The organism is Cupriavidus sp. USMAA2-4 (assembly GCF_001854305.1).
GTDB lineage: Bacteria > Pseudomonadota > Gammaproteobacteria > Burkholderiales > Burkholderiaceae > Cupriavidus > Cupriavidus malaysiensis.
In genome coordinates, this window is sequence record NZ_CP017748.1 from 46,427 (window position 1) to 67,674 (window position 21,248).

Genomic DNA, 21,248 nt, shown 5'->3' on the forward strand with positions numbered 1-21,248 from the left:
CCGGCAGCCAATGGCCCCGGCCGCACGAACCCGTACGAACCGGACAACCTCGACCTGGTGGCGGCAAGGCGCCGCAGGCAGAGGGTTCTGCCTGCGTTTCTACCCTACATGTCGCGGTGCGCAAAATGCCCGCGCCGTGCGTCGCCCATCAGTTCGACGAATTGCGCGAGGCTCATGTGCACCAGTTCCTGATGGTCGCCCGCTTCGAAGTAGACATCGGGATGCGCCAGCAGGCTGTCGTCCAACCAGGTCTGTGTGCCATACGCCATGCCGACCGGCGGGGCAGATCCGGGGTCGCAATCCTTGAAGACTTCGCGCACGCCGTCTTCGCGCGCGAGCGTAAGCCTGCGGCCGGTCTGCTCGCGCAGCTCTGACAGTTTCAGGTGGTGCGTGGAAGGGATGACGGCCGTGACATAGCCGCGGCTGTCTTCCAGCAGGATGGTCTTGGCCAGCCGGTCTCCGGGAACGCACACCGCCCGGGCAGCGGCCATGCCGCCAGGGCTGCCAGGGCGACACACGGTGTCATAGCGGCTCTGATGCTTGCGTAAGCATCGTGCCAGCGTGGTAGCCATGGCCATGATTGCATCCTCCGACGCGCATCTCGCCACTGTTGTCCGACTGCTAACCACTATAGACCCTCCCTGAGCGGCAGGAGGCGGCCCCAACGCAATGGCGGTCATAGCTGGAATCAATGGAACAGGGGCGGCATCGCGTTCTAGGATGGTAGAGCGACTGTGACGTCCCAATCGGCAGAAATCCGAACACTGTTCCTTTGGACCCTTCCCTCACTGACGGCGTGACGGCGTGACGGCGACGAGTTGCTGCAAGGCGGTACGTTGAGTTTCGAGTTTCGAGTTCAAGCGACCAAGGAGACACGCATGACGACTGAAGCGAAGTGCCCGTTTCTTCATCCCGCAGGTGCCGGCCGATCTCTGCAGGAGTGGTGGCCGGAGCGGCTCAATCTGCATATCCTTCGTCAGAATTCCCCGCAGTCGGATCCGATGGGCAAGGATTTCAACTATGCGAAGGAATTCAACAGCCTGGATCTTGCGGCCGTGAAGAAGGATCTGGAGGCGCTGATGACCGACTCGCAGCCCTGGTGGCCCGCGGACTTCGGTCACTATGGTCCGCTGTTCATCCGCATGGCATGGCATGCCGCAGGTACGTACCGCATCGGCGACGGTCGCGGTGGCGTCGGGACCGCCCAGCAGCGCTTCGCACCCACCAATAGCTGGCCGGACAACGTCAGCCTCGACAAGGCGCGCAGGCTGATCTGGCCGATCAAGCAAAAGTACGGTCGGAAGCTCTCATGGGGCGACCTCATCGTCCTGACCGGCAACGTCGCGCTGGAGTCGATGGGGTTCAAGACCTTCGGGTTCGGCGGTGGACGGGAGGACGTCTACGAGCCGGACGAATCCGTCTACTGGGGCAACGAAACCCAGTGGCTGGCCGACAAGCGCTACAGCGGCAAGCGGGATCTCGAAAATCCGCTGGCCGCGGTGCAGATGGGCTTGATCTACGTGAATCCGGAAGGCCCGAACGGCAACCCGGACCCGCTTGCGGCAGCCATCGACATCCGCGAGACGTTCCGCCGCATGGCGATGAACGACGAAGAAACCGTTGCGCTGATCGCCGGTGGCCACGCCTTCGGCAAGACGCATGGCGCCGGTCCGGCTTCTCACGTGGGACCCGAGCCCGAAGCTGCCGGCCTGGAAGAACAGGGTCTCGGCTGGCGCAGCAGCTTCGGCACGGGCAAGGGCGGTGACACCATCACCAGCGGGCTGGAAGTCATCTGGACCACCACGCCGACGAAGTGGAGCAACGACTACTTCAAGCACCTGTTCGAATATGAATGGGAACTGACGAAGAGCCCGGCCGGCGCGAATCAATGGAAGCCGAAGGGCGACGCGGGCGCCGGCACCGTGCCCGACCCTGCCGATCCGTCGAAGCGCCGTTCGCCGTCCATGCTGACGACCGACCTCTCGCTGCGCTTCGACCCGGTCTACGAAAAGATCTCGCGGCGCTTCTACGAGCATCCGGAGCAACTGGCCGATGCATTTGCCCGGGCGTGGTTCAAGCTGACCCACCGCGACATGGGGCCGCGCGCACGCTATCTCGGTCCGGAAGTCCCGAAAGAAGAGCTTCTCTGGCAGGACCCGATCCCACCGGTCGACCATCCGCTGATCGATGCGCAGGATGTGGCGGCGCTCAAGGCCACGGTGCTGGCATCCGGGTTGACCATCCCGCAACTCGTATCGACAGCGTGGGCATCGGCCTCGACATTCCGCGGATCGGACAAGCGTGGCGGGGCCAATGGCGCCCGCATCCGCCTTGCCCCGCAGAAGGACTGGGACGCCAACCAGCCTGCCGAGCTGGCAAAGGTCCTGGCCACGCTGGAGGGCATCCAGGGCGAGTTCAACAAGGCACAGTCAGGCGGCAAGAAAGTCTCGCTGGCCGACCTCATCGTGCTGGCCGGGTGCGCGGGAGTCGAGCAGGCGGCGAAGCAGGCCGGCCACCCTGTCATGGTGCCCTTCTCGCCGGGACGCATGGACGCCTCGCAGCAGCAGACCGACCTCGATGCCATGGCCGTGCTCGAACCGGTCGCGGACGGCTTCCGAAACTACCTGCAGGGCAAGTTCTCGATCCCGTCCGAGGCGCTGCTGGTCGACAAGGCGCAACTGCTGACGCTGACGGTTCCGGAGATGACCGTGCTGGTGGGCGGCATGCGGGTGCTGGACGTCAACTTCGGCAAGTCCCAGCATGGCGTTCTCACCAAGCGCCCTGGCATGCTGACCAACGACTTCTTCGTGAACCTGCTCGACATGGGCACGGAATGGCAGCCGCTGTCGGATGAAAAGGACGTGTTCGAAGGACGCGACCGCAAGTCAGGCGCGCCGAAATGGACCGGCACGCGGGTCGATCTGGTCTTCGGTTCCAACTCTGAATTGCGGGCAGTCTGCGAAGTCTATGGCGGGGCGGACGCACAGGAGAAGTTCGTCCAGGACTTCGTGGCAGCCTGGAACAAGGTGATGAACCTGGACCGCTTCGACTTGAGGTGACACCGGTGGCAAGACGGCGGTAGCGATGGGGCCGGCCGGGAGGCCGGCCCCGGCTTTCCGGAGGCCCGCCGTCTCGCAAGACGTCGGTTTCGCGCGCCGGAGCAATGCTGCACCAGGGCAATCCGGCAGGCGATGCCCCTGGATAGGACGTCATCGTCGAAGCCATAGAAGGGGGGCACGCGCCAGCCGATACCCCTGCGCCGCCGGATGTATCGGACCGAGTGCCGGCGCCGGCCGAGCGAGTGAGCCTCGGGTCCGATCCCGAGCCTCATGCCCTCAGAGCTCGTGGGTCTTGTCCGCGAGCAGGTATTTTTCGATCCGCGAATCCGGAAAGAACCATACGCCAGCCATCACGGTCAGGATGGAGAACGAGGCTGCGCTGCTGAAAAAGCTGGCCGCGATCGCCACGGCGTAGATCGGGATGGAGAGCTTCCCCTTGAGGTCGCTGCCGATGGCCTGCCGGAGTTCCGAGTGTTCGCCGCCGGATCTCAGGATCAGCCTCGTGAGCAAGGAGTAGGAGACGGAACACATGAACAGGACGAAGGCATACATCGCTGTCGGCGTCTGCGCGAAGTCGGACTTCCAGGTCCAGGTGGTGGTGAACGGCACCATGGTCAGCCAGAACAGCAGGTTCAGGTTCGCCCACATGATCCTGCCGTTGATGCCGCGCGCGACCTTGAACAGGTGATGATGGTTGTTCCAATAGATGCCGACGTAGATAAAGCTCAGTACGTAGCCGAAGAAGTTATAGGCGTTGCCGAGGATGTCCTTCAGTGCGAATCCTTCCGGCACCTGCAGCTGGAACAGCATCAGTGTCAGGCTGACGGCAATGACGCCATCGCTGAAGGATTCCACCCGGTTCTTGCTGATGCTCATGACGTCATCCACTCATTTGAATTCGTTGCGAAAGGCCAGCCGCGCCAGGTAGGCGATGGGAAGCATAAAGGGAAAGACGCTCCAGAAGCCGATCGTCACATAGAGGGTCGCGCCAAGGAAAGCGCCGCTCACGAAGCCGAGCACGACACTGGCGCTCTTGAGAAGATCCTGGAAACCGGCGCGTGTCCTGGCACGCAGGAAATTCGACAGGTCGATGCCCAGTTGCGTGGTGTTCCCGGTCATCATGGTGCTGGGGCTGATGTGCTTGATCAGGGTCTTGCTGGCGGTATTGCGCACGGCAAGCGCGACGAGGCCGAGGCCCCCGGTCAGGGCGAGGTCCACGCCATCCGGGTTGTCGAACGGTGCGAGCGACAGGCCGGCGACCATGAAGCCCAGCAGGAAGACGGCTTCCGCAACGAACAGCCAGCCCAGGGTCCGGTGGGTCTGCCGGTTGCGGTCAATCAGCATCTTGCTGATGACGACCGTGGCGATAAAGAGCGGGATGGCGCCCAGCTTGATCCATAAGCCGGCCCCGCCTTTGACGAAGGCCGCTCCCGCGAGCACCAGGTTTCCGGTGACGTGCGCGGTGAAGAAGCCCACCAGCGCGATAAAGCCGATCGTGTCGATGGCGCCGCCCACGATGGTAAGGAGAATCGGCGCCCGGCACAGTTCCCAGAGGCTGGGCTCCTGGCTCGCTGCTGTTGGGCTGGATGCGTTGACGTTCGCGCTCATGGTTGAGATCCCTCCGGTAAATGGGCGCCGCGGCCCGCGTAAGCGCCCGATCCCGGGCGCTTGGCCGATGCGGCAATGCCGAGGGGTGGCAGACACCCGCCGGCAGCATGGCCGTCGATTGCTTGTCGTGCAGGGACATGTCCGCGGGGAAGGGGGTTCCCGCGGACGGCGCGATCAGACGAGCAGCGTGGTGGCAACGATCGCTGCCGCCGCCACGCTGGAGGCGCTGATGGCCAGCCAGCATCCCAGGGGGAGGGCGATGCTGGCCACGCTTCGACCTGGAATCATGGTGTGTGCTCCGAGGGATGACTGGCGGCGGGCGGGCATCAGCGCTCGATCACCGGCGCGTGCACGGGAGCCAGCGATTCGTGCACGGTTGCCGTGCGTTGCGCGGCCTTGTGGACCATCGTGTAAGCATAGTCGATGCCCATGCCATAGGCGCCCGAGTGCTCCTTGGCCACGGCCATCACCTCGTCGTAGGTTTCGCGGTTCTTCCAGTCGCGCTGCCATTCCAGCATGACCTGTTGCCAGGTCACGGGCACCACGCCGGCCTGCACCATGCGCTGCATGGCGTAGTCATGCGCTTCCTTGCTCGTGCCGCCCGAAGCGTCGGCCACCATATAGATCTCGTAGTCGCCTTCCAGCATCGCGCACAGCGCAAAGGTGGTGTTGCAGACCTCGGTCCACAGGCCGGCCACGACAACCTTCTTGCGGCCATTGGCGGCCAGCGCGTCGCGCACCTTCTGGTCGTCCCAGGAGTTCATCGAGGTACGCTCCAGCGTCTGCTTGCCGGGGAAGACATCGAGCAGTTCCGGATAGGTATAGCCCGAGAAGGATTCGCTCTCGACCGTGGTGATGGTGGTCGGCACGTCGAAGATCTTCGCCGCCTTGGCCAGGCCCACGACATTGTTCTTCATGGTCTGGCGGTCCATCGACTGCACGCCGAAGGCCATCTGCGGCTGGTGGTCGATGATGATGAACTGGCTGTTGTGCGGGGTCAGGACTTCAAGTTTCGCGTTCGACATGGGGGCTCTCCGATGGTTTCTTGATTCAATGAATTTGAGTGCTTGGACAGCGGCGCTGCTTTCGCTTCGTTGCGCCGTCGCGCTGTCCATGGGCAGAACTATAGCTAGGCGAAGTGCTCTGTCAGGCAGTCGCGATTGTCATTGTCATTCAAAAAATTTGATATACGGGGCTGGGGCTGGGGCTTAGCTGGGACTGGGCGGATCCGAGCGAGGTCCGATCGCACGATCGTCACGATCCCGGGCCTCGCGCTCGGGGGGGCGGGAGCCCCGGACGCCCGGCGGCCGCGGCGCCTGAGCGGCCGCCCCCGGCTTACACTTGAGCACCGTCAAGCCGACCCCGGCCATGCGAACATGCTCGATATCCTGCGCAAGACCACCGATGTCCTTTTTGATTCGAACCGGCGCTTCCGGCAGGCCAGGCTGTTCCACGCGACGCGCGTTGCGCTCGCCTTGCTGGTGTCGATTGCGTTGACCACCGGCATTCGGATCCCGCATGGAGAATGGGCCACCATCACGGTACTGGTGGTGATCGGCGGGATCCAGCATCACGGCAATATCCGGCGCCGCGCCGCCGAGCGCGGGGTCGGCACCTTGATCGGCGCGGTGGTCGGGCTGGCGTTGATCGTGCAGCAGTCCTATTTCGGCGCGCCGATGCTGACCTATCTGCTGATGGCCGTGGTCTGCGGCTATTGCGCCTACCACGCGATCGGCAAGGGCGGCTATATCGCGCTGCTGGCGGCGATCACCGTGGTCATCACCGCCGGGCATGGCAACCAGAACGTCTATGACGCCCTCTGGCGCACGGTGGACGTGTTCATCGGTACGGCGATCGCGCTGGTGTTCTCCTTCGCGTTGCCGGCCTATGCCTCGTACTCGTGGCGCGTCAGGCTTGCCGCGCTGCTGCGGGCCAGCGCCGCCGTCCATGTGAAGATGCGGCACGGCTTCGCCGACGCGGCGGAACAGCGCGCGGCGATGCTGGACCTGGGGGCGAAGCTCATTCCCCTGCGCGGGCTGATTCCCTCGGTCGCCAAGGAGACCGGCGTGCCGGCCGCCGAGTTCGAGGAGATCCAGCATGCTGCGCGTGTGTGCGTCAGCGCGCTGGAACTGATGGCCGCGATCGAGCAGGAGAGCGGGCCGGGCGATGGCGATGACCCCGGCATCGCTTCCGCGTTGCTGGCATTGGCCGATGCCCTCGAGACCGGCCGGGCACCGGCGCCCGCTGTGTCCCCAGCGCAGCCGGCCGTCGTACCGGCTCCCGAGACGGGGCCGCTGGCGTTCATGGCGTCGCAGCTGGCCGCCGAGATCGGCCGCCTGCGGGCGCGGCTTGACCGGATGAGCGAGAAGTCCGGCTTTCCCTATGCTGCGCGCTAGCGCGCAGCCGCAGGCGCTGCCGCCTTGCCGGCACACTCGCGCAGAAAGCCGCGCACCAAGCTGAACAGACTGTCTTCGAACGCCGGGCTGGCAAGCCATTGCTCGTCATACGTCAGCGCGCTGCCGATGGCACCCATGATCGAGCGGGTCAGCACGAAGGCCTGGATGGGGGAGAGCGCCACGACCCGCCCGTCGACGTCGCGGATGCCGGCCGAGCTCAGGAAGGTCGACACATGCCCGGGCGTGACCAGCGGATTACCGCCGCGCGCGATGGCTTGTTCGAGCACGAAGCGGCGCGCCCGGTGCCGTCCGCCGAAGGCGCCGAGCAAGGTGCGCACGACCTGCCGCAGCCGCTGGTCCGGCGACTGTCCATCCGGCTCGCTCAAGACCGCCAGCAGTTCCGCCGTCAGGCGATCGCTTTCGCGCTGCGCCAGTTCCTCCAGTACCTGCCGCTTGTTGGGGAAATACTGGTAGAGCGTGCCGATGCTGATGCCGGCCACCTCGGCAATCCGGTTGGTGGTCAGCGCGTCCGGCCCCTCCTGGTCGAGAATCTGCAGCGTCGCCTCCAAGATGAGTTCGACCTTCTCGCGCGAGCGCGCCTGGCGTGGCTGGCGTCGGGCAAGTGACTGATCTGTATGCGGTTTTTCCTTTGCTGGCGAGGCCATGGAACGCGAGTGGCAGGATGTGAGCAATGCTCATATTATCGGCGCAAGCCGATATACATGAGGAGGAGACCCATGTCGTCCAGCCAACGACGCCCCACCGTGGCCAAGCACCTGCTGGCCTTCGCTGCCGCATGCCTGTGCACCAACCTTGCCGCCGCGGCCGCGCAGGACTGGAGCCCGGCGCCTGCCGCGCCGTCGCAGGAAGCCACGCTGCACCAGGCCTTCGACTATGCCTTTCCGCTGGTCGCGATGGGGCGCCTGCGCGCCCGCATGCTGGGTGCGGATGCCAGGCCTGGCGCGTCGCAACTGAACACCTGGCTGCACCAGCACAAGCTGTCCGGCCCGGATGACCGCTGGGTGACCACGCCCAACAACGACACGGCGTACTCCACGCTGTGGCTGGACCTGCGGCAAGGGCCGGTGGCGCTGTCGGTGCCGGACATGGCCGGCCGCTACTACTCGCTGGCCTTCCTCGACATGGCGACCAATAATTTCGAGCTGCTCGGCCGGCGCGCCAACGGCACGCGCGGCGGCACCTTCGTCGTGGTCGGGCCGGACACCACGCAGCCGCTGCCGCCCAATGCGCAGGTGATCCGCGCGCCGGCCAACGACGTGCTTGTGCTGGCGCGCATTCTCGTCAACGGCGACGCCGACATGCCCGCCGTGACGGCTCTGCAAGACCAGTTCAAGGTGCAGCCACTGGGCGCCGGCAAGACGCCGCCCCTGTGGCAGGCTGCGCCGCCGGTGGAGCAGAGCCCGCAGGCCTTCGTCGACATGGCCAACCTGATGCTGGCGCGCAACCCCGCGCCCCGCTATGAAGACGCGCTGATCCAGCGCCTGGCATCGGTCGGCATCTGCGGCGCGGCCTGCCGTTGGGAGGCCTTGTCGCCGGAGGTCAAGGCGCTGTGGGCGCAGCAACTGCCGGCCATGCTGGCCTCGCTCAAGGGTGGACTGTCTGCCACCGGGGCCACCGGGGCCACCGGGGCCACCGGGGCCACCGGGGCCACCGGGGCCACCGGGGCCAAGAGCGAGGGCTGGTCCTATTCGAAGGACAACCTCGGCGATTTCGGCACCGACTATGCGTACCGCGCGCAAGTCGCCCTGGGCGGGCTGCTGGCGCTCAAGACCGTCGAAGCCATGTATCCCGTCAGCTTCGTCGATCAACAGCAGCGCAAGCTCTCCGGCGCCCACCACTATCGCCTGCGCCTGCCGGCGGGCGCGCTGCCGGTCAACGGGTTCTGGTCACTGTCGATGTACGAGGTGGAGCCGGACGGCAAGCTGTTCTTCACGCCCAACCCGATCGGACGCTACGCCATCGGCGACCGCACCGCCGGCCTCAAGGCCGGCCCGGATGGCGCCATCGACATCGTGATGCAGCGCGACGCGCCGGCCGATCCGGCCCAGCGCGCCAACTGGCTGCCGACCCCGGCCGGCGACTTCGCCCTGGTACTGCGCGCCTACGAGCCCAAGGCCGAACTGCGCGACGGCCGCGTGCGCGTGCCCGCCGTCGAGCGGCTGGACTGAGCGCGGCGTCTCCCTGGGCGGCCAGGCGGTGGAAATCGGCGCTGACCGCCAGGAATGCAATGGTCGGGCACGCTCCGGCTTCATGCCTTATAGGCGACGGCCTCGATTTCTACCTTGCTCCCGACCATATTCCTGGTCTGCAGAGTCGAGCGCGATGGCTTGTGGAGAGGAAAGAATTCGCCGTAGACGCGATTGAATTCAGCGAAGTCATGGGCGTCTTCGAGCCAGACGGTCACCTTGACAACATCCTCGAGCGCGCAACCCGCCAGCGCGAGCACCTGTGCGACGTTCTCCAAGGTCTGGCGGGCATGCGCCTCGATCCCCCCGGGGATGATGTGCCCGTCTCCGTCCCTGGCGACCTGGCCGGACACGAACACAAAGCCGCCTGCCTTCGTCGCCAGTGAGCGCGGCAAGCCACACGTAGCCGGGTTGATCTCTGCAAAGGACTCGATCGCCATTTTCGCCACCCTCGGGAAGAGAACTCATGGGCCCGTGCCAGCGATGAAGATCGCGCAGGGCCCTTCACGGAAAACCATCGGCTTCCTGCTCTTCTACGCCTGCCACGGCCGGCCGTCCAGCGACTTGGTCCGCGATCTCGCGCGTTCGCCTTCACGTGCAGGGCGACGGACGGCCATGCAGGCGTTGCATGCTGAGGCTGCGAACAATTCATTTGAGCTTTGGAGTGCCCGTCGCTACTGTATGGCCTATCAATCCACTGCGTGACCCGGGTCCGGCCCGGGCGGGCGCCGGGCAGGCGCCGGTTCGCCGCGGGCCGCGCGGCATTTTTTAACAAGGCGTTCGCGTCACGTTCACCTGATGGCGTTCCGTTTGAAAGCGTTAAATCCGGCCGCCGTTCCAAACATGCTGCGCCACGGCGAATGCCCTATTGCGGTGCGGTATTGTCAGTTTGGCGCGCGCCATGGCCCCGCGCCACCACTGCGTGATCAAGCCGCCGTAACAAAATCCGCTCGCCTTCCCGTCGGCACGGCGGCACACTGCGATCCAACGGCGCCGCGTCGTGCTACGGAACCGGCTTTCCGCCTCGTACGCCCCGCCTCGTCGCGCCGCGCTTCTACAACACTCGGGAAAACAACATGAAACGCTCACTGATTGCCCTTGCATTCGCCGGCGTCGGCCTCTCGCTGTCCGGCCTCGCCCATGCCGTGGACGTCAACGTGAACATCGGCGTGCCCGCGCCTGTCGTCGTCGCGCCGGCGCCGGTCATGGTCGCACCCGCGCCGGTCATGGTCGCCCCCGCGCCCGCCATCGTCATCGGCTGGCACGGCGACCGCTACTGGGACGGCCACCGCTACTGGCAGCGCCGCGAGTGGGAAGACGAGCAGCGACACCGTGGGCATGGCGGCTACCACTGCCCACCGGGACACGCGAAGAAGGGCGAGTGCTGAGCAACCAAGGCACTGACCGCCTCACGGCTTGATCGCGGCATGGACGCCTGAGACGCTTCGCCGCTCGGGCGGCCTTCCCGTTCCTTGCCGCCCCCCATCTACCGATAACAATCAGCGAGGAGACCATGAAATTCGATGAAGTGATTCAGCAACGCCGCAGCATCCGAGGTTACCTGGACAAGCCGGTTCCGAAAGAACTGGTGCGGGAGATCCTGGCGCTGGCCATGCGCGCCCCCACGTCATACAACACCCAGCCTTGGAACTTCTACGTGGTGGCCGGCAACGCCCTGGACCGCATTCGCCAAGGTAACGTGGAACGCAACCTGGCCGGCGTACCGGATTCACGCGAATTCCGCATCGGGCCGGCCTATGACAGTACCCACCGTGAGCGTCAGATCGGCGTCGCCAAGCAACTGTTTGCCGCCATGGGCATCGCCCGCGACGACCAGGAAGGGCGGCGCGAATGGGTGCTGCGCGGCTTTCGCCAGTTCGACGCGCCGGTGTCCATCATCGTGACCTATGACCGCTCCATTCATGGCAGCGACGTCGCCCCGTTCGACTGCGGCGGCGTCGTCAACGCCATCGTCAACGTTGCCTGGTCGCGCGGGCTGGGCTGCGTCATCAACAGCCAGGGCATCATGCAGTCCCCGGTGGTTCGCGCGGAAGCGGCGATTCCGGACGATCAGGTGATCCAGACCTGCATTGCCATGGGGTGGCCGGACGAGACGTTTCCCGCCAATGCGGTGGTCTCGCATAGAAAGTCCGTGGAGGAAGCCGCCACGTTCATCGGGTTTGATGACTGACGAATGATCAGGCGCGGCCAGCAGCAGCCGTCGTCATGAGCAACAGGCATAGTCGAGGAGGGTGGGGCGGCAACGCTCCAATCGAACGCGTCGAGAATATCCTCGGCGTGTGCGTCTGTTTCCACCTTCTTCTCAATGACAGGTAGACACTGCTGGCCGCGCTCATAGCCTGACGTTGCTCCCCTCGGTCACGATTTCCTGGGTTGTATATCGAACCAGCCCGCTGATCTGCTCAATGCGTGCCTTGGTGAAATCGATCCTGCGCACGATGCCTGTCCCGTTGAGTGTCAGCGAGCCGATCGTGCTTTCGGAGAAGTCCGCGGTCTGTGCGTCGACCTTCTCAATTGCCACGTTGTGGGCATTGATGGCTTGCAGTTCAATTTCGGGCATCGCGCACTCGCGAAGGGTTATCTGCGGTATGGCCGTTTGGGACCGGTCCAGCTTTTCGCGCACACCGGCGCCACTAAGCGCAATGGAGGCTTTGCTCGCCCTGCATCTCACACGTTCTAGCAGGATGGCGTCCGCGCACATGCGCCCGGCATCCATGACTGTGTTCTGCAAGCCAATAAGCCCATCTCCGGTAAGAACCACGTCGGACATCGTGAAGCTCTCCGCATCGATCCCATTGGCGGCGATCCCGTTGGCGGTGACGTTCTCGAATCGAACGGCACCGGTCGCTTGAAGCTGGGCTATGTCGAGCAGCGCAAAGGCGCTGTTGCGGACGGTGAGGGACGTAACGTTATCTCCCAGCCGTAGTCTTCCATCGCTCTTGACGTTGTCGAGCTCTATCCTGGCAGGGTACGTGGTGCTGGTCTTGTAGTCATAGCTTCCCCCCCTCAGCTCAATACTACCGAATCGACAGTCCTTGTATGAGACCGTATCTCTACCAAATACGTTCGTGAACTTGCCGGTGCAGCTTTCGAATGAAATATCACCCGCCCACGTGCCCACCGCACCCCAGTGATTGGGGTCCTCCTTGGTTCCACCGAAATCGCATTCGACGAAGCGGACTTTCTTACTTTCCTTGCCCCCCATGACCGCCACCTCACCGAGGGTATCGCACCGCACGAACAGCACGTTATCCCAGCCATAGCCCTGGAAGTTCGATCCCGGGAACTGGCATCGCTCGAAGACACAATTCTTGAGCAGGCTCAGCCGGGTCATCCCGTAGAAGATGCAGTCGTAGAAGTGCACGTTTTCCCAGGTGGCTTCATAGAACGCTTCGAGCGTGACGAAGTCCGCCCCGCTGATCTTGAGCGGCTGATCGCCCAGCGTCGTTCTACGAAGCTCGGGGTCGGTAAGCATGGCAAATTCATGGGGCATCCGGTCGATGTTCTTGGCGGTCATGCGTTTGCATCCAGTGAGAGTCAGTCCAGCGGCGGCGAGCAATCGAAGAATATGGCGGCGCGAGATCACTTACGGTCCACTCCAGTGACTGCGTCCTTCTCTGGATATCGCTTGGTAGATCGATGCATCAGAGTCAACCACTTCCAATCCGGCACCTCCCCCTGTTCCCCCAGCCGCCGGGCAATCAGCCCATGCTGATAGTCAACGGGAAACACCCAGGAACTCGCCACATCGAACATCCCTTCGAGCTTCTCCGCGCCCTTGGGCCAGGTCGGCCCCTTCAGTAAGACCTCGCAGAACATGCGGCACGTCGAGGGGTTGAAGCGCACCAGCAGCGGTTGAAGAGGGGCGGCCATGACATAGCTACCCGGACGGGGCTGTGCTCGCCAGTCCGTTGCTGGCTTAAGCAGGGCGTCAATCTGGGTCCAGTTGCCGGCGGAATTCTTCGTGGCCGCGATAAAGACCCAGAATCTCACCTTGTCGATACATTGCAGCGCATCGGTCAGCGGGCCAACCTGCATGGTCCAGGAGGTGGGCGGCAGCGGGCCGTTGGCGGGTGGCACCCACACCAGCGGCGTCTCCACCTTGTCGACGTGCAGATAATCGAGCGCCACCGCCAGGCGCGGCTTGCCGTTGCCCGCCTCGGTCCTGACCTGGCGGATGGGCGTGGCGTCGGCTTCGTTGAGCAGCGTGCCGGACGGTGCCGTCAGCAACCATTGCTTCAGTTCGCCGTTCAGGTTCTGCGTGCCAAGCGGGCCACCCGACGAACTTACGATCAGCTTGGTGGGGCCGCCGTGCTTGTTGGTACTCTGCGTGGCGGACAGTCCGGGGTCGAAGGCGCTGCGCACCTGAACCAGCTTTCCACCATGCTGCAGTCCCACCGTGTACACCCCGGCGCGATGGGAGTGCCCGCTCAGGTGATAGTCCACCTTGTCATGGTTGGGCTGGTCATGACCCGCCACGCAGGTGTGGAAATACCAGTCGACATTGCGCTCGCAGGTTCCCATATTATTCAGGTTCCAGCCCCCGGCGTTGTCCTCGAAGCGCATCGTCTTCAGAGCATTGGGGCTCTGCTGGGGTTCGATCTGGCGGCCTTGCTTTGAGAGTTCAATCGCGCCGTCATAGTTGACGATGGTGAAGTGCGAGAACACGGTCAGGCTGGCGCCGATGTCGCGCTTGCGGCGGCGCCCGCCTTGCAGCAGGAATTTCTGTTCTTCTGAGAGGGATTGCGTTGCCCGGGGGAGGATACCGAGCCCCTGTTTGTCGGCTCGACTGGGCAGATGTTCAGCTACCCAGCGGATCTTGTCGTCAACCTCGGGGAGCTTGTCGATGCCTCCCAGGGGATTGAGATAGTTTTCGCCACTGCCCCAGTCCAGGCCGAGCAGCGTCTGTCTTGGCCCGTAATCCAGGCGCCAGTCCGAGAGGGGCGTGATGAGGGTGAAGAACCAATCGAAGTTCGCGGGCGTAAAGTTCTTTGCCGTGAGGACCTGCGCATAGGTGGGGCCATACGCCAGGCAGATTTCGTAGAGGGTGAGGTTGTGGTCCGCCGCGATCCCGGCGTTCGCCTTGGCCTCGGCCCAATCGCTGGCGCGATCGAAGTCCTGGTAGATTTCGGCGGCTTTGTCCGCCGCCTTGCTGCTGCCGTGCTTGCCCAACTCACGGCCGGCGAGACCACCGAGAGGTCCGCCGAGGATCCCGCCGAGGATCCCGGCCCCGGCGCTGGCCACTTTGCCGAGATCCTCGATCTTGGCGGGGTCGATCGCTCGCGGCCCGTGCGTGCCCTTGAGCGCCCCGACTTGCTCCAGCGCGCCGGCCGTCGCGACCCACGGGTTGGTGCGTGGCGATACTCCGTACGGCACCGCGTAGGCCTCATGGTTGCCGGTCGTCAGGAACACCGGCAGCTTCAGGTCCCGATAGGCATGGCGCAGCAGCGAATAGAGCAGCATGTCATCCGCGCCGCGCTGGTAGAGTTTCCCATTGCGGATCTGGTTGAGGACGTTGAAGGCGTTCCACTGCTCGGCAATGGTACTGCCAGTTTCCGCCGGCACAATGTTGCGGTTGAAGTCGATCAGATCGCCGGTGATCACCAGTGCGTCGGCGCGGCCTGCCTTGCCGAACTGTTCGATCAGATCACGCAGCGCCAGGAAACTATTGCACAGATGGGAAGCGCGTGGAGTCGGAGGCGTCCCCGGCACTGGCGTGCCATCGGTAGTTTCGATCAGGCACGCCGGAGACTTCTGCAGGGCCAGGTGGCGAACGTTGACGTGGACATCCGACAGGTGTCCGAGCTTCAAGGTAGCGTTCGGCTTCTGGATGACCGGATGCCACGCCGTCAGGCGGTGTACGGTATCGGCCTTCAGCGGCGGTAAAGCGAATGCCGTGGCCTTGTCCACATCGTATTCATAGAAGCGCGGCACGTGGTTCTGACCATTCTGTTGCTCGGATTTCGCCTGCGCGTCGAGGAAATCCAGAATCACCTGATCCTGGTACTCCCAGGCCTGTACGCCCTTGACCTCCGGACGTTGCGCATACCTGGACGGCACCGGGACCATCCACGCGAAGGTGTGCATGAGGGTGAGGTCGGGCTTGTCGGGCAACGTCGCGAGATCGATGTCAATCTCGTAGACATGCGTCATGTCCTTGTACAGCCTGACTGTCTCCGGGCGGATGATGGCCACCGGCTCGCCACGGTGATCGACCATCAGCCCGCCATGAAACCGGCCGACCTGCCAGACGTTGACCACCTCCATGGCGCGAGAGGCGGCCTTGCCGTCCCGAAACAGCATGGTGTCCTTGGGCTCGGCCGCAGTCCCTTTGCCCTGGATCGGGTACAGGCGCAGATGGCGGTCCACGAAGACGGGGCCGTACTTGGCCTTGATGATCTTGCGGCCGTAGTACTCAACGGGCTGCACGGGCTTGCCCACGCCGAAGTACTGCTCTGCCATGGCCTCAGCCGCGATAAAGAGGCTGCACCGGGTCTGCTTGGGCGGCAGGACCAAGGGCGTACCCAGACTGGGACTGAGGATGATGGCACGGATAGGCGCCTTTTCCTCGCAGTCCACGCACCCTTCGAGCTTCCGCTCATGCGTGACACTGGTGCGGGCGATGCGCACCCTCTCGGCGGCGGTGAATTCCGGTGGACTCATATTGGGCAATGGTCGTTAGCCGGGTATCGGCGATGCACGGGCGCATCGTCATGACGTACCAGCCAGCGATGCGGAGTAGCCCGAAAAGGCTACTCCGCAAGCAACCCGATTCCTATCGGACGATTCCTGAATTTGTCTGCCTTTGGCAGAAATTCCTCCTCTCCACCGCGATCCAAGGCGTTGGGTCCAGCTTGCGCGAAGTCCGCCCCCCATAAACCTCTAGGATCCTGCCTGTGAATAACTTGTGAATGGAGCGGCTCCTTGAATCCCCGGACACAGTCATCCACTTGAACTGACGGGGAGGCATACGACCGGGTGCCGGCTTTACCCTGTACCGTTACCGATGGTCTTGGAGTTCAGGCGATGAAACGAATCCTGAAGGCAGTGAGCTATGTGCTCGTACCCATCCTGCTTCTTTTGGTGTTGGGGCGGGATGTATTACAGATCCACGGTCCGCGAATGCGAACGTGAAGTCGAGGGGCTACATTGGCGAACGCTGCTATATGGCCTTTAGGGATGTGCTGCGAAATCGGCCAGGCGACACCGTACTGGATGTGCTGGATCGGCCCCTTTGGCTCAGAATCCCGGCAAGCGCCGCATCTCGTGCTACGATCCGCGCAAATGAAAAAGCCCATCTACTACACCTGCCAGAACCAATCGTGCGGAACCCGCTGGGAGTCCACCGAAGTGGTCGTCGTCAACGAGGGCCAGGGCCCGCTGTTCCGCTGCCCGATCTGCGGCGCGCGCAATGCGCTGGCCGCGCGCGAAGAAGACGGCGTGACCGTCTATCGTCAGCGTCGGACGACCGGTTCCTGAGGCAGATCTCGGACCGCGCTTAGATCGCCGTCCGCAATGCTCTGGGCGACAGTCCGTAATGCTTGCGAAAGCGCGCGGCAAAGCGCGATGCCGAGGCATAGCCGCTGGCTGCGGCGATCTCCCCGATGGGGCGCGCGGTGGTCTGCAGCCATTGCAAGGCTATTCCCAGCCTGACGTTTTCCAGGAGCTTGCTGAAGCTGCTGGCCTCGTTTGCCAGTTGCCTGCGCAAGGTCGAGGCCCCGAGGTTCAGTCGTTCGGCGACGCAAGCCACTGTCCAGTCCCGCGCCGGATTGCCCATGAGGATGTGCTGTACGCGTTCGCACAATGGATCGCGCCGGTCCAGCAGCAGCGGTGCAGCCCAGCCGCCGAGGGCCAGTGCCAATAGCACGGCTTCGCCATAGTGGCTGCGCAGGGCATCCGGCGCATCGCTGGCAATGCACTCCAGCAGGTTGTCCCAGGCCAAGGCGGTGTGCCGGTCCAGCGGAACGCACAGGTCCGAGGTGTGTCCGGGCCAGTTGCCGATCTGCTCGCGGTAGCGCAGGCTGAACGCCTGCAATGCCTGGGCAGGAAAGCTCACGACATCGGCGACGTAATGACCCTGCGCGCCCGGATAGTTGCGAATGCCCAACTGACGTCCCGCCGGCAGCAGGGAAACGCTCGACTGGCTGCAGGGGAGGGTTGTCATGCCTCCAGCTGTTCCCGGTGCCCGCGAAAGACGGCTTTTCTACTTCACCGGGGTCAGGATCGGTGCGCCCTTGTTCTTGATCAGGAACACGACGAATCTTGCCGGCTGCGTGGAACTGGCATTGCGCCCGACCGTATGGATGTCGTCAGGGCCCTCGTGGAACGTATCGCCCGCCTTGAGCGCTACCTCCTTGCCGCCCTTGACGCCCATGACGATGCTTCCATCGAGCACATAGACGAAGGCGTGCGCGTCATGGCGATGCACCGGGTCGACCGCGCCAGGCGGATAGTCGACCACGATCATCTGGACTTCCTTGCCCGGATACTCAGGCAACGGCTCCGAACGCAGCGATGTCACGCTCGCCTGCGGCGCGGCCATGGCCGGCCGCACGGCCATCGGGCACAAACACATCAGGGTGGCAACGAAGGAAACGATCCGCTTCATGGCATCACTCCAGGCCGGCCTTGTCGAGCCCGAACGCCTTGTCGGACGAGCCGGGCACCATGCGGAAGGCCACGTTCAGCCGGTTCCAGCTGTTGATCGCGCCCACCAGGAAGGTGAGATCCGACAGCTCCTTCTCGGAGTACTCGGCACGCACGCTGTCGTAGACGTCGTCCGGCACGCCGTGGGCGGGAATACGGGTCAGCACCTCGGTCCATGCCAGCGCGGCGCGTTCACGGGGCGTGAACAGCGACGACTCGCGCCAGATCGCCACGTGATGCAGGCGCAGTTCGCGCTCGCCGTGGATCCTCGCCATCTTGACGTGCATGTCGACGCAGAACGCGCAACCATTCAGCTGCGACGCGCGAAGCTCGACGAGTTCGCGGATGTGGGTCTCGATCGTCGTCTTCTGGAGCAGCGTGCCAAGCTCCACGAGCTTCTTCGACAGCTCGGGCGATTGCTGAAAATAGTTAAGGCGTGGCGTCATGATGTTCTCCTGGCAGAGGGCAGGGGTTGGGTCTGGCGGCATATCGTGGCGATGTCCCGCTGAACGAAAGGAGGGGTGAAACGAGCGGTGAAACGATGGGCTTCGCAGGGCAGCAAGCCGCAATCGAGCCGCAATCAAGCCGCTTTAGCTTGAGCGAGCCACTGATCGAGACTGATGCGGCCGATGCGCGCGTCGCCGAGCGGCACAAGTGACAGTTCCTCGACCAGCCCGCCGTAGTACCGCGCATTGCGGTCCGTGACGACGGGGCGTGCGTCGCCGACCGATTTCAGATAACGCGCGATGATCTCGGCGAAGGGCGCCCGATCCGGGCCAGCGATGTCAAGGCTGCCGTTCAGCGGCACGGAGAGCACGAGCTGCGCGAGGATCGCCACGATGTCGTCCGCGGCGATCGGCTGGAACAGTCCGTCGCCGACACGCACGGTGCCGCCGTCCGTACTGAAGTCCGCAATGCTGCCGATGAACTCCATGAATTGCGTGGCGCGTACGATCGAATACGGCACGCCGGCCGCTTCGATCGCCGCTTCCTGCGCGACCTTGGCGGCGAAGTACGCGTTCTCAGGCATGCGATCGGTGCCGACGATCGACAGCGCGACGTGATGGCGCACGCCCGCGGCCACCTCGGCCTTGCCCAGGTTGCGCGCCGAGGTGCGGAAGAAGTCGAGGACCGCTTGAGGTTCCCACGATGGCGCGTTCGTCACATCCACGACGACGTCCGCGCCGATGAGCGCATTGCTCAGACCTTCGCCCGTCACGCTGTTGACGCCGGTACGGGGAGAGGCGGCGAGCGCCTGGTGGCCTGCTTCGCTGAGCAAGGTGACCAGACGTGAGCCGATCAGGCCCGAACCACCGATTACGACGACCTTCATGGCAGGTTCTCCAGAGGGATAAAGAAACACGAGGAACGTGAGGAACGTGAGGAACGCGTGGAATGCGCGATGGCTGGGGCGCTGCGCAAAGGCATCGTTCTCGCCGCCGCATCGCCCAGGGGCAGTATGTAACAATCATGACCTATCAATAAGGGTCAAGAATGATCGATATGACTAGGCCAAGTTGCTCTGGCTCCTCCTCCTTGTCCGCGAGGCTGGCATGAGCACCCGTACTCCCGCGTTGGCCATCGAGATCGACCGCGGGAAGCCGTTGCCGATCTATCTGCAGATCTGCGAGCGTTTCAAGACCGCGATCGCGGCAGGCCTCCTGCGTCCGGGTGACCGCGTGCCCGCGCTGCGCGGCCTCGCCACGCAATTGAGCACGGCGCGAGGCACGGTCGAACTGGCCTATACGATCCTTGTCGACGAGGGCTACCTGGAGATGCGCGGCGCTGCCGGCACGTTCGTTTCGACTTCGCTATCGGCGTCAGTGATGCCTTCCGCGGATGGAAAGGGTCGCCAGGGCTCGCGCGGCCGGCCGGCTGCCCAAGGAGCGGGCACGGCGAAGACACCGGACGCGTCACATGGCCGGCCGATGCCGCGCCAGGTGGCGATCACCGTTGCCATGAGCGGCGAGCCGCGGCCGTTGCAGCCAGGGCTGCCAGCACTGGACGCATTCCCGCGCAAGATATGGAGCCGCCTGGTCTCGCGTCGTGTGCGCAGCGGCGAACGCACGATGCTCGCCTACCCGGATCCGATGGGCTACCGGCCGCTGCGTGAACGCATTGCCACCTATCTCGGTCTGTCGCGCGGTGTCACGTGCCTGCCCGATCAGGTCTTCATTACCGGTGGCTACCGCGCGACGCTTGAACTCGTGCTGCGCAGTCTCGCTCAGCCGAACGACCGCATGTGGTTCGAGGATCCCGGCTATCTGCTCGCGCGCAATTTTCTGGCCGAGACCGGCGTGCAGTTCGTGCCCGTGCCGGTGGACGACGAAGGGATCGACGTCGAGCGCGGCATGCAACTGGACCCGGGGGCGCGCTTCGCACTGGTCACGCCATCGCATCAAAGCCCGCTCGGACACATGCTGTCGCTCACCAGGCGCCTGGCGCTGCTGGATTGGGCGGAGAAGGCTTCGCGCTGGATCATCGAGGATGACTACGACAGTGAGTTCCGCTATGTGGGCAGGCCCTTGCCGGCGTTGAAAAGCCTTGATCGGCAAGATCGCGTGATCTATTGCGGCACGTTCAGCAAGGCGATGTTCCCCGGCCTGAGGCTCGCGTATGCCGTGGTGCCGGAGCGTGCGGTCGAGCGCGTCGGGCGGGTGGCGTGCAGCATGAATGCCGGCTCGCCGGCGGTATGGCAGGCTGCCGTGGCCGATTTCATGGAGCAGGGGCATTTTGCCCGGCATGTGAAGCGGATGCGTGCGCTGTACGGTCAGCGGCGCATGCTGATTGCGCACGCGTTGGAACAGGCCTTCGGCGAGCGGCTGAGCGTCGAACTGCCACCCGGCGGAATCCAGTTCGCGGTGCGGTTCACCGAAGGCCCCGACGGCCCGGTCGACGATGTCGCCGTTGCCGCGCGGGCCCGCGAGGCGGGGCTGGCCGTGTTGCCGCTGTCGATCTGGTACGCGAATGGCCGTATGCGGCGCACGCCGCGTGGCCTCGTGATCGGCTTCGCGAACATCGCCGATGCCAAGGAAGCGGCCCGTCTCGCTCGAACGTTGCGCTCATGCCTGGATGGCTGAGGCGCGGGGCAGACCCCGAATCCCGATTTCACGGAGCACTGCATGCCTCCGCTGCATCGGCGTGACGCTCTCCTGATTTTATCCGGGTAATATTGACAATTATTTTACCCGGATATAAATTGGCGGCTTCACAGCAGGGATGCCCGCCATGATTCCTCTTCCCACAACTCTTCCCATACCTTCAGTCCACATCGCACGCGTGTGCACGTATCCCTTCGTGCCCGCAATGGC

At 64.2% G+C, this 21,248-nt stretch carries 19 protein-coding genes; 7 read left to right on the forward strand and 12 right to left on the reverse strand.

What is annotated here, in order from left to right:
- Positions 1 to 104: 104 nt before the first annotated feature.
- A complete protein-coding gene (locus BKK79_RS00265) occupies positions 105 to 578 on the reverse strand; it encodes an aminoacyl-tRNA deacylase (protein WP_071036690.1) in 474 nt (157 codons plus the stop codon).
- Between the two features lie 300 nt (positions 579 to 878).
- Between BKK79_RS00265 and katG the strand changes: the two genes are divergently transcribed.
- On the forward strand, positions 879 to 3,059 hold the full coding sequence (gene katG, locus BKK79_RS00270) for a catalase/peroxidase HPI (protein ID WP_071036692.1): 2,181 nt from the start codon (positions 879 to 881) through the stop codon (positions 3,057 to 3,059).
- Positions 3,060 to 3,335: 276 nt separating this feature from the next.
- Here the strand turns inward: katG and BKK79_RS00275 are convergent, their stop codons facing one another.
- From BKK79_RS00275 to BKK79_RS00285, 3 genes are all read right to left on the reverse strand, one after another.
- Entirely contained in the window at positions 3,336 to 3,935 is a 600-nt protein-coding gene (locus tag BKK79_RS00275) for a TMEM175 family protein (RefSeq protein ID WP_071013100.1), read from the reverse strand.
- A gap of 12 nt (positions 3,936 to 3,947) precedes the next feature.
- A complete protein-coding gene (locus BKK79_RS00280; protein ID WP_071036694.1) occupies positions 3,948 to 4,667 on the reverse strand; it encodes a YoaK family protein in 720 nt (239 codons plus the stop codon).
- 326 nt (positions 4,668 to 4,993) lie between these two features.
- The gene (locus tag BKK79_RS00285; protein ID WP_071013095.1) at positions 4,994 to 5,692 is read right to left on the reverse strand and encodes a hydrolase; all 699 of its coding nucleotides are present in this window, start codon (positions 5,690 to 5,692) and stop codon (positions 4,994 to 4,996) included.
- Between the two features lie 351 nt (positions 5,693 to 6,043).
- Between BKK79_RS00285 and BKK79_RS00290 the strand changes: the two genes are divergently transcribed.
- Positions 6,044 to 7,063, forward strand: a complete 1,020-nt coding sequence (locus BKK79_RS00290; RefSeq protein ID WP_071013092.1) for an FUSC family protein — start codon at positions 6,044 to 6,046, stop codon at positions 7,061 to 7,063.
- Here BKK79_RS00290 and BKK79_RS00295 read toward each other — a convergent pair.
- Positions 7,060 to 7,632: a TetR/AcrR family transcriptional regulator gene (locus BKK79_RS00295; protein ID WP_157903211.1), complete on the reverse strand. Its 573-nt coding sequence runs from the start codon at positions 7,630 to 7,632 to the stop codon at positions 7,060 to 7,062. The two genes, BKK79_RS00290 and BKK79_RS00295, sit on opposite strands and share 4 nt — an antisense overlap.
- Before the next feature lie 168 nt (positions 7,633 to 7,800).
- Here BKK79_RS00295 and BKK79_RS40020 point away from each other — a divergent pair, with 168 nt between their 5' ends.
- Positions 7,801 to 9,252, forward strand: coding sequence for a DUF1254 domain-containing protein (locus BKK79_RS40020; protein WP_071036696.1), 1,452 nt, complete (start codon positions 7,801 to 7,803; stop codon positions 9,250 to 9,252).
- Between the two features lie 80 nt (positions 9,253 to 9,332).
- Here the strand turns inward: BKK79_RS40020 and BKK79_RS00305 are convergent, their stop codons facing one another.
- Positions 9,333 to 9,710, reverse strand: coding sequence for a RidA family protein (locus BKK79_RS00305; RefSeq protein WP_071013082.1), 378 nt, complete (start codon positions 9,708 to 9,710; stop codon positions 9,333 to 9,335).
- Between the two features lie 636 nt (positions 9,711 to 10,346).
- On the opposite strand from BKK79_RS00305, the gene BKK79_RS00310 reads away from it, so the two are divergent.
- Together BKK79_RS00310 and BKK79_RS00315 are read left to right on the forward strand one after the other, a co-directional pair.
- Complete coding sequence (locus BKK79_RS00310) at positions 10,347 to 10,658, forward strand: hypothetical protein (protein WP_071013080.1); 312 nt, start codon at positions 10,347 to 10,349, stop codon at positions 10,656 to 10,658.
- A 125-nt stretch (positions 10,659 to 10,783) separates the two neighbouring features.
- Positions 10,784 to 11,461, forward strand: a complete 678-nt coding sequence (locus BKK79_RS00315; RefSeq protein WP_071013077.1) for a nitroreductase — start codon at positions 10,784 to 10,786, stop codon at positions 11,459 to 11,461.
- 162 nt (positions 11,462 to 11,623) lie between these two features.
- Here BKK79_RS00315 and BKK79_RS00320 read toward each other — a convergent pair whose 3' ends face one another.
- On the reverse strand, positions 11,624 to 12,808 hold the full coding sequence (locus BKK79_RS00320; RefSeq protein ID WP_071036698.1) for a hypothetical protein: 1,185 nt from the start codon (positions 12,806 to 12,808) through the stop codon (positions 11,624 to 11,626).
- A 65-nt stretch (positions 12,809 to 12,873) separates the two neighbouring features.
- Positions 12,874 to 15,954 carry a metallophosphoesterase gene (locus BKK79_RS00325; protein ID WP_084084350.1) on the reverse strand — a complete coding sequence of 1,027 codons (3,081 nt, stop codon included), beginning with the start codon at positions 15,952 to 15,954 and terminating at the stop codon, positions 12,874 to 12,876.
- Between the two features lie 621 nt (positions 15,955 to 16,575).
- Here BKK79_RS00325 and BKK79_RS00330 point away from each other — a divergent pair.
- Positions 16,576 to 16,770: a hypothetical protein gene (locus tag BKK79_RS00330; protein ID WP_071013074.1), complete on the forward strand. Its 195-nt coding sequence runs from the start codon at positions 16,576 to 16,578 to the stop codon at positions 16,768 to 16,770.
- A gap of 19 nt (positions 16,771 to 16,789) precedes the next feature.
- Here BKK79_RS00330 and BKK79_RS00335 read toward each other — a convergent pair whose 3' ends face one another.
- The 4 genes from BKK79_RS00335 to BKK79_RS00350 all read right to left on the reverse strand — a co-directional run bounded on the left by BKK79_RS00335 (position 16,790) and on the right by BKK79_RS00350 (position 19,270).
- The gene (locus BKK79_RS00335; protein ID WP_071036700.1) at positions 16,790 to 17,455 is read right to left on the reverse strand and encodes a helix-turn-helix transcriptional regulator; all 666 of its coding nucleotides are present in this window, start codon (positions 17,453 to 17,455) and stop codon (positions 16,790 to 16,792) included.
- A 39-nt stretch (positions 17,456 to 17,494) separates the two neighbouring features.
- Positions 17,495 to 17,899 (reverse strand): cupin domain-containing protein, encoded by a 405-nt coding sequence (locus BKK79_RS00340; protein ID WP_071013066.1) that lies wholly within the window; start codon positions 17,897 to 17,899, stop codon positions 17,495 to 17,497.
- A 4-nt stretch (positions 17,900 to 17,903) separates the two neighbouring features.
- The gene (locus BKK79_RS00345) at positions 17,904 to 18,383 is read right to left on the reverse strand and encodes a carboxymuconolactone decarboxylase family protein (RefSeq protein WP_071036701.1); all 480 of its coding nucleotides are present in this window, start codon (positions 18,381 to 18,383) and stop codon (positions 17,904 to 17,906) included.
- A 134-nt stretch (positions 18,384 to 18,517) separates the two neighbouring features.
- Entirely contained in the window at positions 18,518 to 19,270 is a 753-nt protein-coding gene (locus BKK79_RS00350; RefSeq protein ID WP_071036702.1) for an SDR family oxidoreductase, read from the reverse strand.
- Between the two features lie 220 nt (positions 19,271 to 19,490).
- Here BKK79_RS00350 and pdxR point away from each other — a divergent pair, with 220 nt between their 5' ends.
- Positions 19,491 to 21,017 carry a MocR-like pyridoxine biosynthesis transcription factor PdxR gene (gene pdxR / locus BKK79_RS00355; protein WP_071036703.1) on the forward strand — a complete coding sequence of 509 codons (1,527 nt, stop codon included), beginning with the start codon at positions 19,491 to 19,493 and terminating at the stop codon, positions 21,015 to 21,017.
- The last annotated feature ends 231 nt before the right edge of the window (positions 21,018 to 21,248 follow it).